At 69.6% G+C, this 16,349-nt stretch carries 11 protein-coding genes; 5 read left to right on the top strand and 6 right to left on the bottom strand.

Annotation, left to right across the window (positions count from 1 at the left end; genetic code table 11):
* Positions 1–35: 35 nt before the first annotated feature.
* The gene (locus tag ACP93_RS08795; protein WP_048490324.1) at positions 36–1,649 is read right to left on the bottom strand and encodes a sensor histidine kinase; all 1,614 of its coding nucleotides are present in this window, start codon (positions 1,647–1,649) and stop codon (positions 36–38) included.
* A 390-nt stretch (positions 1,650–2,039) separates the two neighbouring features.
* Between ACP93_RS08795 and sucC the strand changes: the two genes are divergently transcribed.
* The 4 genes from sucC (at position 2,040) to ACP93_RS08775 (ending at position 8,948) form a co-directional block, all read left to right on the top strand.
* Complete coding sequence (gene sucC, locus ACP93_RS08790) at positions 2,040–3,209, top strand: ADP-forming succinate--CoA ligase subunit beta (protein WP_010342227.1); 1,170 nt, start codon at positions 2,040–2,042, stop codon at positions 3,207–3,209.
* A 24-nt stretch (positions 3,210–3,233) separates the two neighbouring features.
* On the top strand, positions 3,234–4,109 hold the full coding sequence (gene sucD / locus ACP93_RS08785; protein WP_026144653.1) for a succinate--CoA ligase subunit alpha: 876 nt from the start codon (positions 3,234–3,236) through the stop codon (positions 4,107–4,109).
* Positions 4,110–4,486: 377 nt separating this feature from the next.
* Positions 4,487–6,544 (top strand): pyrroloquinoline quinone-dependent dehydrogenase, encoded by a 2,058-nt coding sequence (locus ACP93_RS21090; RefSeq protein ID WP_048490323.1) that lies wholly within the window; start codon positions 4,487–4,489, stop codon positions 6,542–6,544.
* Positions 6,545–7,310: 766 nt separating this feature from the next.
* Positions 7,311–8,948 carry an NAD+ synthase gene (locus tag ACP93_RS08775; protein WP_048490322.1) on the top strand — a complete coding sequence of 546 codons (1,638 nt, stop codon included), beginning with the start codon at positions 7,311–7,313 and terminating at the stop codon, positions 8,946–8,948.
* A 196-nt stretch (positions 8,949–9,144) separates the two neighbouring features.
* Here the strand turns inward: ACP93_RS08775 and egtD are convergent, their stop codons facing one another.
* Positions 9,145–10,128 carry an L-histidine N(alpha)-methyltransferase gene (gene egtD, locus ACP93_RS08770; protein WP_048490321.1) on the bottom strand — a complete coding sequence of 328 codons (984 nt, stop codon included), beginning with the start codon at positions 10,126–10,128 and terminating at the stop codon, positions 9,145–9,147.
* The gene (gene egtB, locus ACP93_RS08765) at positions 10,125–11,414 is read right to left on the bottom strand and encodes an ergothioneine biosynthesis protein EgtB (RefSeq protein WP_048490320.1); all 1,290 of its coding nucleotides are present in this window, start codon (positions 11,412–11,414) and stop codon (positions 10,125–10,127) included. The genes egtD and egtB overlap by 4 nt, the downstream gene beginning before the upstream one ends.
* Before the next feature lie 70 nt (positions 11,415–11,484).
* Between egtB and ACP93_RS08760 the strand changes: the two genes are divergently transcribed.
* On the top strand, positions 11,485–12,693 hold the full coding sequence (locus ACP93_RS08760; RefSeq protein ID WP_228135982.1) for an aminotransferase class V-fold PLP-dependent enzyme: 1,209 nt from the start codon (positions 11,485–11,487) through the stop codon (positions 12,691–12,693).
* A gap of 251 nt (positions 12,694–12,944) precedes the next feature.
* Here the strand turns inward: ACP93_RS08760 and ACP93_RS08755 are convergent, their stop codons facing one another.
* From ACP93_RS08755 to ACP93_RS08745, 3 genes are read right to left on the bottom strand one after another with little or no spacing between them, the layout of a single operon-like run.
* Positions 12,945–14,411 (bottom strand): ABC transporter permease/substrate-binding protein, encoded by a 1,467-nt coding sequence (locus ACP93_RS08755; RefSeq protein ID WP_204243662.1) that lies wholly within the window; start codon positions 14,409–14,411, stop codon positions 12,945–12,947.
* Positions 14,412–14,443: 32 nt separating this feature from the next.
* On the bottom strand, positions 14,444–15,181 hold the full coding sequence (locus ACP93_RS08750; RefSeq protein ID WP_048490379.1) for an ATP-binding cassette domain-containing protein: 738 nt from the start codon (positions 15,179–15,181) through the stop codon (positions 14,444–14,446).
* A 52-nt stretch (positions 15,182–15,233) separates the two neighbouring features.
* Positions 15,234–16,184: a glycoside hydrolase family protein gene (locus tag ACP93_RS08745; protein WP_106407079.1), complete on the bottom strand. Its 951-nt coding sequence runs from the start codon at positions 16,182–16,184 to the stop codon at positions 15,234–15,236.
* Positions 16,185–16,349: the final 165 nt, after the last annotated feature.

The raw sequence follows: 16,349 nt of genomic DNA, 5'->3' as shown, positions 1-16,349 counted from the left end.
CGCCGGCCGCGCGCTGGCGGAGCGATTCTCACCTGTCAGCCGCTGAGCATGGCGTGCGGACCTGGCAGGGAGACGCGGAAGCAGGCGCCGCCGGCCGGTACCGGCACGTATTCCAGCCGGGCCTGGTTGGCCCGGCACAGCTCGCGGGCGATGTACAAGCCCAGTCCGGTGCCGTGCTCGGAGGTGGTGAAGAACGGCCGGAACAACTGCGCCGCCACCGCCTCGGGGATGCCCGGGCCACGGTCCATCACGTCGACGATGGCGTTGCGTTCCTGCAGCGCCACGCGCAGGCGCACCCGCGCCGGCTCCTCCATCACCCGCCCGTACTTGAGCGCGTTGTGCACCAGCGCGCTGAGGATCTGGTGCAGGTGCTTGGGGTCGACGAGCGCATGCACCGGCTGCGGGGCGAGGATCGCCTCGAGGCTGTCGGTCTCGATCGACAGGGTCTGCCGGTGCTCCAGGACGAAGCGGCGCACGAACGCGCCCAGGTCCAGGTTCTCCGGATTGGAGCGCTCGCGCCGGGCCAGGCCGAGCACGCTCTCGACGATGCCGTTGGTGCGCTGGCACTGCTGGTGGATGATCTGCAGCAGGCGGCGGTCGGCATCGCCGATCGCCGGCGATTCCTCGAGCAGCTGCGAGGCGTAGTTGATCGCGGCCAGCGGGTTGCGGATCTCGTGGGCCAGGCTGGCCGAGAAGCGCCCCAGCGCCGACAGGGTCAGCGATTCGGCGCGCCGCGACACCACCGTGGCGTCGTCCAGGAACACCAGGGTCAGGTCGCCCTCGGCCAGCAGCCGGGCGAAGCGCGGCTGCACTTCCGGCTGGTCCGGCGACAGCTGCAACGGGCTTTCGTCTTGGTTCCAGCCGTTGCGCCAGCGCTGCAGGCGCCGGGCCAGCTCCGGCGCGGCGCTGAGCAGGTCGAGCCGGCCGCTTTCACTGTTGCCGTCGGTGTCGCCGAGCAGGGCCGACGCGGCCTCGTTGGCCAGGGTCACCCGGTTCTGCGCGTCCACCACCAGCACTCCGGTGCGCATGCGGCGGATGATCAGTTCGTTGATTTCGTAGAGATTGGCCACCTCGGCGCCGCGGCGTTCGGCCAGGCTCTGGCTGGCACGCGCGCGCTGGCCAAGGCGGTTGCAGATGTAGGCCACTGCCAGGTAGCTGGTGGCGAACATCGCCAGTTCGGCCAGGCTGCGGGTGTTGTCGGCGCCGTCCAGCACGCTCCAGACGTATTCGGCCAGCGTCGCCACCGAGGCGATCAGGGCGATGGCCAGGCCGCCGCGCAGGCGCAGCAGCATCGCCGCGGCGGCGACGTTGAACAGCAGCATCATCGCGATGCCGGCGCTGGCCGCGGGCAGGGCGTGCGCGGCCAGGGTCGCGGCGACGATGTCGGCGACCGCGCTGAAGCCGACGATCGGCGTCAGGTGCGCCTCGTTGCGCCCCCACACCAGCAGCGCCAGCGCCACCGCCAGGTAGGCGGTGGCCAGGGTGTTGGCCAGTTGCGGGTAACGCGGCTCGCCCACCAGCACGCTGAGCGGGCTGAACACCAGGGCGGCGATCAGCCCGGCCACCAGCACCCGGTACAGCGCGAAGAAGTAAAGCTCGCGGCGCGGAATGGACTCGATGCGGTCGATGAGCGAGGCGCTGGTGGGCAAGCCGGACTCCGGGCGGGCAGCGGACGGCGCGAGTATAGGGGCGACGCCGTCTACGCGGATGGCGCCAGGGTCGGCGGCGATCAGCCTGGGGCCGGTCGCCACCCACGACATCGACGTGGCGATTGCGACCGAAGGCGGTCTGGCGCCGGGTCAGTCCACGCGAAGGCGAAGGCGGCGGGATGAGGGGGCAGGGCGCGCAGCCCTGTGCCACTCCACTCGGGGGCAGGGCAACCGAGGCCTTCCCGGATGGTCGCAGTCGGGCCAGACCGCCGCCGCTTTTGCGCCGCCGCCCTGGGTCGGCGACAATAGGCGTCCCGTCCGTACCGCTCCCGGCCGCCACTCAGGGCCCGGATCGCTGCGGGACGGCCGTTCCTTTTCCCACGGTGACGCATGAATTTCCACGAATATCAGGCAAAACAACTGCTTGCCGAGTACGGCATCCCGGTCCCGGCCGGCAAGGTCGCGGCGACTCCGGAAGAAGCGGTTGAAGCCGCCAAGTCGCTGGGCGCCGGCCCCTGGATGGTCAAGGCGCAGATCCACGCAGGTGGCCGCGGCAAGGCCGGCGGCGTCAAGTTCTGCAAGACCACCGACGATGTGAAGGCCGTTGCCGAGAAGCTGCTCGGCACCAAGATGGCCACCTACCAGACCGCCGGCGTCGAGCTGCCGATCAACCTGGTGCTGGTGACCACCGCCGGCGAGATCGTCAAGGAGCTGTACCTGTCGGTGCTGGTCGACCGCGGTACCCGCACCATCAGCTACATCGCGTCCTCCGAGGGCGGCATGGAGATCGAACAGGTCGCCGCCGAGACCCCGGACAAGATCCACACGCTCAACGTCGACTTCGTCGAGGGCGTGCAGGGTTACCACGGCCGCGACATCGGCTTCAAGATGGGCCTGACCGCCAAGCAGGCCGGGCAGTTCGCCAGCATCATGGTCAACCTGTACCGCATCTTCAACGAGAAGGACCTGGCGCTGGTGGAGATCAATCCGCTTGCCATCCTGGACGACGGCAACCTGTACGCGCTGGACGGCAAGTTCAACAGCGACGACAACGCCAACTTCCGCCACAAGGAACTGGTCGCCATGCGCGACAAGTCCCAGGAAGACGAGACCGAAGTGACCGCTTCGGAGCTGGACATCAACTACGTCACCATGGACGGCAACATCGGCTGCATGGTCAACGGTGCCGGTCTGGCCATGGCCACCATGGACGTGATCAAGCTCAACGGCGGCGAGCCGGCGAACTTCCTGGACGTGGGCGGCGGTGCCAACAAGCAGCGCGTGATCGAGGCGTTCAAGCTGATCCTGTCCTCGGACAAGGTCGAAGGCATCTTCGTCAACATCTTCGGTGGCATCGTCCGCTGCGACATGATCGCCGAGGGCATCATCGCGGCGGTCAAGGAAGTGGGCGTCAAGGTTCCGGTCGTGGTGCGCCTGGAAGGCACCAACGTGGAAGAAGGCAAGCAGCTGCTGCGCGACAGCGGCATGGCCATCATTCCGGCCGACAACATCAACGACGGCGCCAAGAAGGTCGTTGAAGCTGTCAAGAACGCCGCCTGATCCACGACACCGAAGGAACTTTCCATGTCTGTTTTGATTAACAAGAACACCAAGGTGATCGTGCAGGGCTTCACCGGCCAGCAGGGCACCTTCCACGCCACCCAGATGATCGAGTACGGCACCCAGGTCGTCGGCGGTGTCACGCCGGGCAAGGGCGGCACCACCCACATCGACCTGCCGGTGTTCAACACCGTGGCCGATGCCGTGCAGAGCACGGGCGCCGACGCCTCGGTGATCTACGTGCCGCCGCCGTTCGCGGCCGACGCGATCCTGGAAGCGGCTGCGGCCGGCATCAAGGTCATCGTCTGCATCACCGAAGGCATCCCGGTGCTGGACATGCTGCGCGTCAAGAACGTGCTGACCCGCTCCTTCCCGGAGACCGTGCTGATCGGGCCGAACTGCCCCGGCGTGATCACCCCGGGCGAGTGCAAGATCGGCATCATGCCGGGCCACATCCACAAGCCGGGCAAGATCGGCATCGTCTCGCGTTCGGGCACGCTGACCTATGAAGCGGTCAAGCAGACCACGGAAGTCGGCCTGGGCCAGTCCACCTGCATCGGCATCGGCGGCGACCCGATCAACGGCCTGAACTTCGTCGACTGCCTCAAGCTGTTCAACGAGGATCCGCAGACCGAAGGCATCATCATGGTCGGCGAAATCGGCGGCGACGCCGAGGAAGCCGGTGCCGAGTACATCGCCAAGCACGTCAAGAAGCCGGTGGTCGGCTTCATCGCCGGTGCTTCGGCGCCGGCCGGCAAGCGCATGGGCCACGCCGGTGCGATCGCTTCGGGTGGCAAGGGCACGGCCGAGGGCAAGTTCGCGGCGATGGAAGCCGCTGGCGTCAAGACCGTCCGCTCGCCGGGCGACCTGGGTGCGGCGATCGCCTCGCTGGTGAAGTAAGCCGTCAGCGCCGCGGCAGCGATTCGCCTTCGGGTGCGTCGTTGTCGCCGCCGCTGTCCGCAAGGGCCTCGCGCAAGCGAGGCCTTTTTCGTTTCGAGGATCCGGTGCGCGGCACCGCGGCGGCGTCCCGGGTGCGACGTTGCTGACGGGACTGCTGTGCGATATGGCAGGCCCGCTCCCTGCGCAATCAAGCATTTGCGCCATCCCAGCAGTCGTCATTCGTCCCTGCCGCCCCGCCATTGGTCCCCTGGTGGGGCGGTGCCGTCACTTGTGGGTGACAGGGTGCGGCGAAGCCCAAACACTGGCGCACTTTCTTCGGCAGCAACAGGAGTGGATGCGTGATCAGGCGATGGCGGGCAGTGGTATGCGGGGCGGGCATGGCGATGGGCATCGGTGGCCTCTGTGCGGCGGCGCCGGGCGACTGGGCCAGTTACGCCGGCGCGCCTGGCGGCGGGCAGTACTCGCCGCTGACCCAGATCACGCCCGACAACATCGGCCGGCTGCGCATCGCCTGGTCGTTCCGCACCGGCGAACTCGGCGCGGGCCTGCCCGATCCGGAGCGGCGTCGCTTCGAAGCCAATCCGCTGGTGCTGGGCGGGCGCATGTACCTCACCACCGGGACCGGCATCGCCTTCGCCCTGGATGCGGCCAGCGGCCGCGAACTGTGGTCGTTCGATGCCAAGGTGGCGCGCAACAAGCACTACAGCGACCCGGCGTCGCGTGGAGCGAGTTTCTGGCGCGACACGCAGGCCGCGGCGGGTCCGTGCCGCGAGCGCATCGTGTACGGCACCCTGGATGCGCGGCTGATCGCGTTGGATGCCGTCGACGGCAAGCCCTGCGCCGGGTTCGGCAAGGACGGCACGATCGACCTGCACGCCGGGGTCGATGTGCACGATACGGCCAGCGATGCCTGGTCCAACTATGCGGTGACCTCGCCGCCGGTGGTGGCCGGCGACGTGCTGGTGGTCGGCAGCTCGATCGGCGACAACCGCGGGCATGCGCTGGAGCAGGGCGTGGTGCGTGGTTACGACGCGCGCAGCGGCCGCGAGCTGTGGCGCTGGGATCCGGTGCCGCGCGATCCGGCCAAGGCTGCCGCTGCCGGCTGGCAGCCGGAGCAGGCGGCCACGGTCGGCGGCGGCAATGCCTGGGCGCCGCTGTCGGTGGATCCGGCGCTGGGTCTGGTGTACGTGCCGACCGGCTCGGCCAGCCCCGACTATTACGGCGGCGAGCGCTTGGGCGACAACCGTGACGCCGACTCGCTGGTGGCGCTGGACCTGCACAGCGGCCGCCGGGTGTGGGCGCAGCAACTGGTGCACCACGATCTCTGGGACTACGACCAGGCCTCGCAGCCGGTGCTGACCACGGTGCAGACCGCGCAGGGACCGCGCGCGGCGGTGCTGCAGGCGACCAAGACCGGCTTCCTGTTCGCCTTCGATCGCCGCGACGGCACGCCGCTGTTCCCGATCAGCGAAGTGCCGGTACCGGCCTCCGACGTGCCGGGCGAACGTACCTCGCCGACGCAGCCGATGCCCGAACCGGGTCTGCGTCTGGCACGGCATACGCCGCTGACCGCCGCCGATGCATGGGGGGCGACGCCGGGCGCGCGTCGCGAATGCGAAGCGCTGATCGCCGGGCTGCGTTCGGAAGGCTTGTTCACCCCGCCCAGCGTGCGCGGCACGATCGCGCTGCCGGGCTGGGCCGGCGGCGTGAACTGGGGCGGCATCGCGGTGGATCCGCAGCGCCAGCTGGCGATCCTGCCGGTGTCGGACCTGCCGATGCAGGTGGCGCTGATCCCGCGCGAGCAGTTCAGCGAGGCCGAGCGCGCGCGTCATCCGGACCAGCAGTTCAACGACATGGAAGGCACGCCGTACTACATGCGTCGCGGCATGCTGAGCTCGTCCGGCGGTATTCCCTGCGTCAAGCCACCGTGGGGGCGACTGGTGGCGGTGGATCTGCGCACGCGCAAGATCGCCTGGGAACGCCCACTGGGCACCCTGGAAGAGAAGCTGCCGTGGTTGCCACTGGACGTGGGCACGCCGCTGCTCGGCGGCGCGGTGACCACTGCCAGCGGCCTGACCTTCATCGCCGCGGCCGCCGACGCGCGCTTGCGTGCACTCGACAGCGCCACCGGCAAGACCCTGTGGGAGGCCAAGCTGCCGGCCGGCGGCCAGGCCACGCCTTCGGTCTATGCGGTGAACGGCAAGCAGTACGTGGTGATCGCAGCGGGTGGGCGTGAGGGCATGGGCACGATGGGCGACTACGTGGTCGCCTATACGCTGGACGGCGAGGGCAAGGAAGTGGTGTTCCAGCACGGCGTCGGCGTGCGCATGGCGGTGCTGGGCGTTGCTGCGCTGGGGCTGTGCGCGGGAGTAGTGTTGCTGGTGCGGCGTTGGCGCCGGCGGCGCCGTGCGCGGGCTGGCGCTGGCGCCCGCTGAAGCGCATGGTGGAGGCTGGCGCTGAGGGAGCGATGTGATCGGGATTGAAGTCCCTCCCACAGCGCCTGGCCAGCACGCCGTCTTCTGTGCCTGTGCTGTGTTTGTAGGAGCGGCTTCAGCCGCGACGCGGGATGCTGCAGTACCCGGCGCATCGTCGGGAACCGCTGCTGTAGGTATCGGCTGGATTGCATCCGTGTGTCGCGGCGCAGTGCGGGCAACGCAGTCTGGGGGGCGAAGACGAACCAACGGCCAGCGCTGAGCGGCACCTCGCGGCGATTGCCTTCAAAACGCAAGCACACGCTTTCGTAGGAGCGGCTTCAGCCGCGATGGGCGTTACCGGGAATGCCCGTCGCCGCTGAAGCCGCTCCTGCGAGTGTCACGACATGTCGCGCTGAGCCGCGGCAAAAGCACGTTGTTCGAGCTGCCCTGAAGTTCTTCGACAGTGCATCGGCCAGCACTCGGCATGCCGCCCCTCGTAGGAGCGACTTCAGTCGCGACGCGGGGTGCCTGACTAAGCGGCTCTCTCGGGGGCGCGCGCCAGAGGGAGCGTCCTTTGGCATCGCCGCTGCTGCCGCCATGCGCTCACCAAGATGCCGCCTGCCCGGGCCACATGCCGCATTCCAACGTGGCGGCATGTGCATCATCGGCCGCAACCCGGCACAGCGCTACACTGCGCATGGCGGCACGCGAAGCAGCGGCGCCGCGGCAGGTGCGATGCGCTCGCGTGGCGCCTGCGTGTCTCCTACTCGTTCCTGCAAGGTTGCCTATGTCCGCCTCCCTCCGCCTCGCCATGGCCCAGTTCGATTTCCCGGTGGGCGCCGTCGCCCAGAACACCGACCGGATCATTGCGTTGATCGAGGAGGCGCGCGACGCGTACGGCGCCGACGTGGTGCTGTTCCCGGAACTGGCGGTCAGCGGCTACCCGCCGGAGGACCTGCTGTTGCGGCCGGGTTTCCTGGCCGATTGCGAGCGCGCGGTGCAGCGCATCGCCGCGCAGGTGCACGGTATCGTCGCGGTGGTGGGCTGGCCGCAGAGTGCCGGCAGCGTGGTCTACAACGCTGCCAGCGTGCTGCGTGGCGGGCGCATCGAGCGCACCTACCGCAAGCGCGAACTGCCCAACTACGCGGTGTTCGACGAGCGCCGCTATTTCGACGTCGATCCGGACGGCGAGAACTGTGTGTTCGAGGTCAAGGGCACGCCGGTCGGCCTGGTGATCTGCGAGGACCTGTGGTTCCCGGAGCCGCTGGCGGCGACCGTGCGGGCGGGCGCGGAACTGGTGCTGGTGCCCAACGCCTCGCCCTACGAGCGTGGCAAGCACGCGCAGCGCGATGCCTTGCTGGCCGAGCGCAGCCGCGAGAGCGGGGCGGCGCTGGCCTATCTCAACGTGGTCGGCGGCCAGGATGCGCTGGTGTTCGACGGCGCCTCGGTGGTGGCCGACGGCGACGGCACCGTGCATCCGGCCGCGGCCGCCTTCACCGACCAATGGCTGGTGGTGGAGTACGACACCGCCGCGCGCCGCTTCGCGCCGCTGCGCTGGACCGACGACGGCGACGAGAGCATGGATGCGCTGGCCTGGCGCGCGGTGGTGCGCGGGCTGCAGGACTACTGCGCCAAGAATCGCTTTTCCAAGGTGTGGCTGGGCCTGTCCGGCGGCATCGATTCGGCACTGGTGCTGGCGATGGCGGTGGACGCGCTGGGCGCCGACAACGTCACCGCGGTGCGCTTGCCGTCGCGCTACACCGCAGATCTCTCCAACGACCTGGCTGCCGAACAGTGCCGCACGCTGAGGGTCAAGCTGGAAACCGTGGCGATCGAGCCGGCCTTCGAAGGCCTGCTGAGCGCGCTCGGCCCGCTGTTCGCCGGCACCGAACCTGACGTCACCGAAGAGAACCTGCAGTCGCGCAGCCGCGGCGTGATCCTGATGGCGCTGGCCAACAAGTTCGGCGGCCTGTTGCTGACCACCGGCAACAAGAGCGAGTACGCGGTGGGCTACGCCACCATCTACGGCGACATGTGCGGCGGCTACGCGCCGCTGAAGGACCTGTACAAGACCGAGGTGTTCGGCCTGGCGAAGTGGCGCAACACGGTCGGCGGCACGCCGGTGATCCCGCCGGCGGTGATCGCGCGGCCGCCCTCGGCGGAACTGCGCGCCAACCAGACCGACCAGGACTCGCTGCCGCCCTACGACGTGCTCGACGGCATCCTGTACCGCTACGTCGACCAGGAGGAATCGCGCGACGAGATCGTCGCCGCCGGGTATGCGGCGGACGTGGTCGACCGCGTGGTGCGGCTGGTGCGTATCAGCGAGTGGAAGCGCCACCAGGCCGCGCCGGGGCCGAAGGTGTCGCGCCGCGCGTTCGGCCGCGAGCGGCGTTATCCGATCAGCAATGGGTATCAGGCCTGACGCGGTAGCCGACCTGGCAGATGGCGTATATGGCGTAGGAGCGGCTTCAGCCGCGACAGGCTTTTCTGGGAAGGCCCGTCGCGGCTGAAGCCGCTCCTACGAGGAATGTAACGCGGGTGCTGTTGACAGGAAGCTGCTCAGCGCGCGCTGTATCCGCTTTTGCGAATCCCTAATCCCGATTCCCCAATCCCAGCCTTCAGACCACCTGCAGCAACCGCAGCCCGAACGCATCGTCCTGCGCATTCCAGCCGTGGCTGACGCGCAGGCCGGCTTCGGCGGCCATCGCCGCGAAGCTCTGGTCGGTGTACTTGTGGCTGTATTCGACCTGCATCGCTTCGCCTTCGGCAAAATCGAAGCGGCGCCCGGCCACGTGCACCTGCTGCGCACACTGGCTGACCAGGAAGGTCTCGATGCGCTGGCGCGTTTCCGAATAGACCGCACGATGGCGGAACTGCGCCAGGTCGAAGTCGCCGCCGATCTCGCGGTTGAGCCGGCGCAGCAGGTTCAGGGTAAACGCGGCGGTGACGCCGGCAGCGTCGTTGTAAGCTGCTGCCAGCAGCGCCGTGTCCTTGACCAAGTCGATGCCGATCAGCGCGCAGCCGTCCGCACCCATGGTCTGGCGCATCGAGCGCAGCAGGGCGATGCCGTCCTCGCGGGTGAAGTTGCCCAGGGTCGAGCCGGGGAAGAACACCAGGGTGCGGCGCGCGCCGCGCAGCGGCGCCGGCAGCGCCACCGGCGTGGTGAAGTCGGCGCATACCGGCAGCATCTGGATGTGCGGGAAGCGCTCGGCCAGCCGCGCGGTGCTGGACATCAGCATGTCGCGGGAAATCTCGATGGGCGTGTAGGCCACCGGCATGCGCAGGCCGTCCAGCAGCAACTGGGTCTTGCGGCCGCTGCCGCTGCCCAGTTCCACCACGTGCGCGCCGGTGCCCACCGCCTGCGCGATCGACGGCATCCGCGCCTCCAGCAGGTCCAGCTCGGTACGGGTCAGGTAGTACTCGGGCTGGCGGGTGATCGCCTCGAACAGGCGCGAACCCTCGGCGTCGTAGAAATACTTGGACGGCAGTTGCTTGGGGCTGCACGACAGCCCGGCGATCGCATCGGCGGTAATGTCGTCCGGCTGCGGATGCAGGTCGGTCAGGGCGGCTTCGGTCAGGGCACGGGCGGTTGCGGCATTCATGCGGAATCCTTGGCCAGGCGCACGCCGGCGAACTGCCACCGCGCATCGGAGGGGAAGAAGTTGCGGTAGCTGGCGCGGATGTGATCGTGCGGCGTGGCGCAGCTGCCGCCGCGCAACACCCACTGCGCATTCATGAACTTGCCGTTGTATTCGCCCAGCGTGCCCGACCATGGGCGGAAGCCGGGATAAGGCAGATAGGCGCTGCCGGTCCATTCCCAGACATCGCCGAACAACTGTTGCAGACCGGTGTCGGCCGGCGCGGCCGGTTGCGGGTGCAGCGCATCGGTCTCGACGAAATTGCCGGCGATGGCGACGCCGGTGGCGGCCTGTTCCCACTCTGCCTCGGTCGGCAGGCGCGCGCCGGCCCAGCGCGCAAAGGCATCGGCCTCGAACAGGCTGAGATGACACACCGGCGCATGCGGATCGCGCTCGCGCCAGCCGCCGAGGGTGAATTCGCGCACGCCATCGGCATGCCAGTACAGCGGGCGCTGCCAGTCCTCGGCGCACCGTTGAGCCCAGCCGTCGCTGAGCCATAGCCCGACCGTGCCATAGCCGCCGTCGGCGATGAATTCGGCGTATTCGGCATTGCTCACCGGTCGGCTGGCCAGCGCATGCGCCGGCACCAGCACGCGATGTCGCGGCGATTCGTTGTCGTAGGCGAAGGTCGTCTGCGCCGGCCAGGCGGCAGCTCCGATCTCGCTGATCTGTTCGTCGCGCTGCAACCAACGCAGCGCAGACGCCGGCGCGTGTTGTGTCGCCAGGTCCGCGCGATACGCCGGACCCAGCGGATTGCGCCAGAACGCATGCTTGATGTCGGTCAGCAGCAGTTCCTGGTGTTGCTGCTCGTGCTGCAGGCCCAGCTCCAGGATCTGCAGGGTCTGCGGCTCAAGCGCGCCTGCCTGCAACTGCGCCAGCACGCGCGTGTCGATCTCGCTGCGGTAGTCCAGCACCTGCGCGAGCGAGGGCCGCGACAGCAAGCCGCGATGCGGCCGCGCATGCGCCGGGCCGATGCTCTGGTAATAGCTGTTGAACAGGTAGTCCCACTGGGGATCATGCGCGCGGTACGCCGGATCGGCGCCGAGCACGAAACGCTCGAAGAACCAGGTGGTGTGCGCCAGATGCCATTTGGCCGGGCTGGCGTCGTCCATGCTCTGCACCATCGCGTCTTCTTCGCTCAACGGCGCGGCGAGATGACGGCTGCGTGCGCGCACGCGGCGCAGGCGGTCCGCCAGCGTCGCGACGGATGCGATGGGCGAGGGCGGTGACGCCGGAGAGATCGCTTGCATCAATGCAGTCTTAGCGCAGCGGCGTGAACGGACCGTCACGCGTCGCGGACCACGGCGTTACCCTAGCCACATGTCTACGACCACCTTGCACCACCCTGCCGGTTCGGGTTCCGCCGGCGACCCGGTCGACCTCGATGCCGCGGCGGAAGCGTTCGCACTGCCGACCGGCGTGCGCTACCTGGACACCGCCAGCAAAGGACCACGCCTGCACCGTGCCCTGGCCGCCGGGCATGCGGCGCTGGCCGATGCGATCGCGCCGTGGACGCTCTCCTTCGATGCCTGGCGCGCGCAGATCGAAGACCTGCGCGCGCTGGCCGCAGCGACCGTGTTCGCCGGCGACAGCGAGGGCGTGGCGATGGTGCCGTCGGCCGCCTACGGCCTGGCCATCGCGGCGCGGCAGGTGCCATTGGCGCCAGGCGATGCGGTGTTGCTGCTCGACGGCCAGTTCCCCTCCAACCTGCTGGCGTGGCAGCAACGCTGTGCCGAGAGCGGCGCGCAGCTGGCAGTGGTGCGGCGCGCGCCTGGGCAGGACTGGACCGCCGCAGTGCTGGCGACACTGGACGCTCAGCCGCGCGTGCGCGTGGCGACCCTGCCCAACACCTACTGGCGCGACGGCAGTCTGCTGGATCTGGATCGCATCGCACCGCGCGTGCATGCGGCCGGCGCGATGCTGGTGCTGGACCTGAGCCAGAGCCTGGGCGTGCTGCCGGTGCGGCTGGACGTCTGGCGGCCGGATTTCGTGGTTTCGGTCGGACACAAATGGCTGCTCGGGCCGATGGGGCTGGCGTGGCTGTGGGCCTCGCCGCACTGGCGCGTGCACGGTGTGCCGTTCGAGCAGCACTGGCAGGCGCGCGATCCGGGCGGTGACTGGCAGTTCCCGGCCGAGGCACCGCCGCCGTATCGCAGCGGCGCGCGCCGCTTCGATGCCGGCGGCGTGGCCGATCCGCTGCGGCTGGCGATGGCCAGCGCGGCGCTGCAGCAGCTGCAGCAATGGCAGCCGGCACGCATCGCGCAGCGGCTCGGCGCGCTTGGCGCGGCGTTCGACGCGGAGCTGCACGCACTGGGGGCGGGCGACTGGATCGCGTCAGGGCATGCGCCGCATTTGTACGCGCTGCGTTCGCCGGCGTCGACGATGCCGGCCTTGCTGCCGTGGCTGCAGCACGCGCAGGTGATCTGCACCCATCGCCATGGTGCCCTACGCATCGCGCCGTATCTGCAGTTGACGCCGGAGGCGATGCGCGGCCTGGCGCGAGAGATGGTGGCGGTGGTGCGTGCTTGAAGGCACGCGTGTGCGATCGCGTCTTTCGCCAGTTTCCATGAGGAAGGCAGCCGACGACCGATCCGGATCGTCGATCACGTCGAGGTGCACGCCTTCGTGCGTCGCGGCTGAAGCCGCTCCTGCAGGATGCATGCCGCTTCTCTCGTAGGAGCGGCTTCAGCCGCGACCCTCACGTCGGCGTGATCGTCTCGTGTGGGTGCCCGGGCTGCTAACGCTCGGCGCACATCTGATTCGCAGGCGCGGAGCCAGATTCACCGCCGTGCCGCCAGACGCAACCCGCGCGGCGCCAGCACCCGCTCCAGCAGCTCGAACAGGCCCTGCACCAGCAGCGCCAGCAGCGCCGCCGGCACCGCGCCTTCCAGGATCAGGCCGAGGTCGTCCAGGCGGATGCCGGTGAGGATCGGCTGGCCGTAGCCGCCGGCGCCGATCAATGCGCCGAGGGTGGCGGTGCCGACGTTGATCACCGCCGCGGTCTTGATGCCGGCGAGGAGGGTGCGCAGTGCCAGCGGCAGTTCGATCCGCCACAGCCGGGTGCCCGGCGGCAGGCCGAGCGCGGCGGCGGTCTCGCGCAGGTCACGCGGGATGCCGGTAATGCCGGCATGCGTGTTGCGCACGATCGGCAGCAGGCTGTACAGGAACAGCGCCGCGATCGCCGGTTTGGCGCCGATGCCGAACAACGGGATCATGAACACGAACACCGCCAGCGACGGCAGCGTCTGCAGCACGCCGGTCAGCGCCAGCACCGCTTGGCCGAGCCGTGGCCGGTGCGCCGCCAGGATGCCCAGCGGCAGCGCCACCAGCAGGGCCAGGCCCAGCGACAGCCCGACCAGCGCCAGGTGCTCGCGGGTGCGCTGCAGCAGCCGTTGCAGGCGCCCGTCCTCGACCGGCGCGGCGATGCCCAGCCAATGTGCGGCGATGGCGCTTTCGGCGCGCTTGTCGAGCTTGGCCTCGGCGTTGAGCCGTTGCATGGTCGCTGCGTCGATGCGCCCGCCCAATCCCTGCAGTGCCTGCACGAAGTGCGGCGCGCGCTGCGCCAAGTCGGCGCGGTACAGGAACACCGCGGCGTAGCGCGGGAAGTAGTGCTTGTCGTCCTGCAGCACCAGCAGGTCATGCGCGGGGATCTCGGCGTCGGTGCTGTACAGGTCGGTGAGGTCGATCGCGCCGCTGTCCAGCGCGCGGTAGGCGAGATCGTGGTCCAGGCCGGTCGGGGTCTGCGGCAGGCGGTAGGCGTCGCGCACGCCGGGCCAGCCGTCGGCGCGCGAGACGAACTCGTTGCTCAGCCCGAATTTGAGCGTCGGATGCGCGGCCAGATCCGACAGGCGCACGATGCCCAGCGCCTGCGCACGTTGCCGGCGCATGCCGAAGGCATAAGTGTTGTCGAAGCCCAGCGGCGCGCTCATCGCCAGGCCGCGCTGCGCCAGCGCCTTGCGCAGTGCGTCGTCGTCGGCGCCGGGCATCTGCAGCAGTTCGGCGGCCAGGGTGCCGGTGTACTCGGCATAGGCGTCGATCGAACCCTGCTCCAGCGCACGCCACAGGATGCGGGTGCCGCCGAGCTGGCGCCGATGCTCGACCTCGACCCCGGCCTGGCGCCCGGCGCCAGCGGCGATCTCGCCCAGCACCACCGCTTCGGTGAAGTTCTTCGAGCCGACCATGACCTTGGCGTCGGCCGCAGCGGCCGGCAGGCCCAGCAGGCTGGCCAGGCCGCCCAAGGCGACCAGCGCGATCGTGCGCCAGCGCGCGCTTGGCGACGTCACCGCGCATCCTCCAGGGTGCGCTGCGCCAGCAGGAACTGGCTCACGAACGGATCGGCCGGCGCCTCCAGCATGGTGCGCGCGCTGCCTTCCTGCAGCACGCGGCCGCCGCGCATCAGCACCAGGGTATCGCCGAGGTAGGCGGCCTCGGCGACATCGTGGGTCACCAGCACCACGGTCTTGCCGAGCAGCGCGAACAGCTCGCGCATCTGCGTCTGCAGTTCGTGGCGCACGATCGGGTCGAGCGCGCCCAGCGGCTCGTCCAGCAGCAGCACCGGCGGGTCCAGCAACAAGGCGCGGATCAGCCCCACGCGCTGGCGTTGGCCGCCGGACAGCTCGGCCGGGTAGCGCCCCAGCAGCGCTTCCGGCAGGCGGCACAACGCCGCGAGCTCATGCAGGCGCGCCTCGATGCGCGGCCGCGCCCAGCCCAGCGTGCGCGCCAGCAAGGCGGCGTTGTCGCGGGCGCTCAGGTGCGGGAACAGGCCGCCCTCCTGGATCACGTAGCCGATGCGCCGGCGCTGCGCCAGCAAGGTGGCGCGGCGCAGCGGCTCGCCCTGGAAGCGCACCTCGCCGCTATCGGGCCATTCCAGCCCCAGCAGCAGGCGCAGCACGCTGGACTTGCCGGCGCCGCTGGGGCCGATCAGGGCGGTGGTGCGGCCCGGGGCGATGCAGAGATCGACCCGGTCCAGCGCCAGCATGTCGCCGTAGCGGCGGGTGACCCGATGCAGTTCGAACATCGCCGCAGCATAGCCGCAGGCGGCGACCACGCCATGCGAAGACGCGGCACGCTCAGCGCACGGCGCCGGTCAGCAGGTCCAGGGTCGGTTTCGGCCGGCTCAGGTCGTACATCAGGCCGAAGTGCGCCTCCGCACCCTGCTGGTCCGGCTGGTCGAGCAGTTCGTAGAGATTGATCTCGGCGACCACGTCGGCGTAGTCGTTGCGCAGCGTCTGCAGCAGGTCCGCCACGCTGTCGTAGCAGGCGCCGTCGCCGGCATGGCCGCCATCGGTGTTGCCGGTGTACACCTCGGCGCAGTTGAGCTCGTTGACGTAGACCTTGGTGCCGTACTTCTGCGCGGCGGCGCGCAGTTGTCCGAGATACAGATCCATCCAGTAGCCGCGTTCGCCGTGGAAGGCGTAGTAGTGGAAGCTGATGCGGTCGAAGTCGAAGCCGGCGGCCTTCGCCTGGTCCAGGAACCAGAGCGAGCCGTTGCGGTCGCCGGGGCAGCGCGCGTTGGCCGAATGGTCGTCGCTGTTGCAGGCGGTGATGTTGATGGTGAACTGCAGGCCGGCACCCAACTCGTCGGAGGCCTGTTTCATGCCGCGGTACATGGTGGTCATCGCCGCGATCCGCGCCGGCGCGGCGGCACGGTCCAGGTCCTGCTCGTTGCCGATTTCCCACACCTTGATGTCGTTGGCATAGCGGCGCGCCAGCGCGTAGCCGATCTCCCGCGACATCGGATACACCATGGGCCGCAGCGCGATGTTGTACTCGCGCGAGAGCTGCACCAACTGGTCGAGCACGGTGAAGTTGCGCGGGTCCACGTCGAACCGGTAGCTGCGCAAATTGCGCTGGTCGAGCAGGCGGAACACCGCCTCGCTCTGGCTGAGCGGGTAGGTCGGGCGGCCGTCGTGGCCGTTGACCCCGTACACGATGGCGGGCGCGGCGATGGCGGGTGCGGCAGCGATGACGAGCAGGGCAGCGAACAGGCGCAACAGCGGGCGCAGCAAGGGCAGGGGCATGGCGTTCCCGGCGGAAGCGGCCCGGGGCGGGCACGGGACCAGCCTAACAAGCCCGGCCACCGGCGTTGGCGCCAATGCCCGGGACTGCGGTGCGGGTCGCACTCCGCCGGGATCGGTCCGGAAGCGCCCGCCATGCTGCGCGCCCTGACGCCTGGGCTGCCCGGC

The sequence above is a fragment of the Xanthomonas sp. NCPPB 1128 genome, from assembly GCF_001043115.1.
Classification (GTDB): Bacteria; Pseudomonadota; Gammaproteobacteria; order Xanthomonadales; family Xanthomonadaceae; genus Xanthomonas_A.
This window is presented reverse-complemented; position numbering and strand designations above follow the sequence as displayed.

What these genes read in the sequence shown, in the direction of transcription:
- sucC (WP_010342227.1), top strand. Translation starts at nt 2,040, where the DNA reads ATGAATTTCCACGAATATCAGGCAAAACAACTGCTTGCCGAGTACGGC.
- sucD (WP_026144653.1), top strand. Translation starts at nt 3,234, where the DNA reads ATGTCTGTTTTGATTAACAAGAACACCAAGGTGATCGTGCAGGGCTTC.
- ACP93_RS21090 (WP_048490323.1), top strand. Translation starts at nt 4,487, where the DNA reads ATGGCGATGGGCATCGGTGGCCTCTGTGCGGCGGCGCCGGGCGACTGG.
- ACP93_RS08775 (WP_048490322.1), top strand. Translation starts at nt 7,311, where the DNA reads ATGTCCGCCTCCCTCCGCCTCGCCATGGCCCAGTTCGATTTCCCGGTG.
- egtD (WP_048490321.1), bottom strand. Translation starts at nt 10,128, where the DNA reads ATGAATGCCGCAACCGCCCGTGCCCTGACCGAAGCCGCCCTGACCGAC.
- egtB (WP_048490320.1), bottom strand. Translation starts at nt 11,414, where the DNA reads ATGCAAGCGATCTCTCCGGCGTCACCGCCCTCGCCCATCGCATCCGTC.
- ACP93_RS08760 (WP_228135982.1), top strand. Translation starts at nt 11,485, where the DNA reads ATGTCTACGACCACCTTGCACCACCCTGCCGGTTCGGGTTCCGCCGGC.
- ACP93_RS08750 (WP_048490379.1), bottom strand. Translation starts at nt 15,181, where the DNA reads ATGTTCGAACTGCATCGGGTCACCCGCCGCTACGGCGACATGCTGGCG.
- ACP93_RS08745 (WP_106407079.1), bottom strand. Translation starts at nt 16,184, where the DNA reads ATGCCCCTGCCCTTGCTGCGCCCGCTGTTGCGCCTGTTCGCTGCCCTG.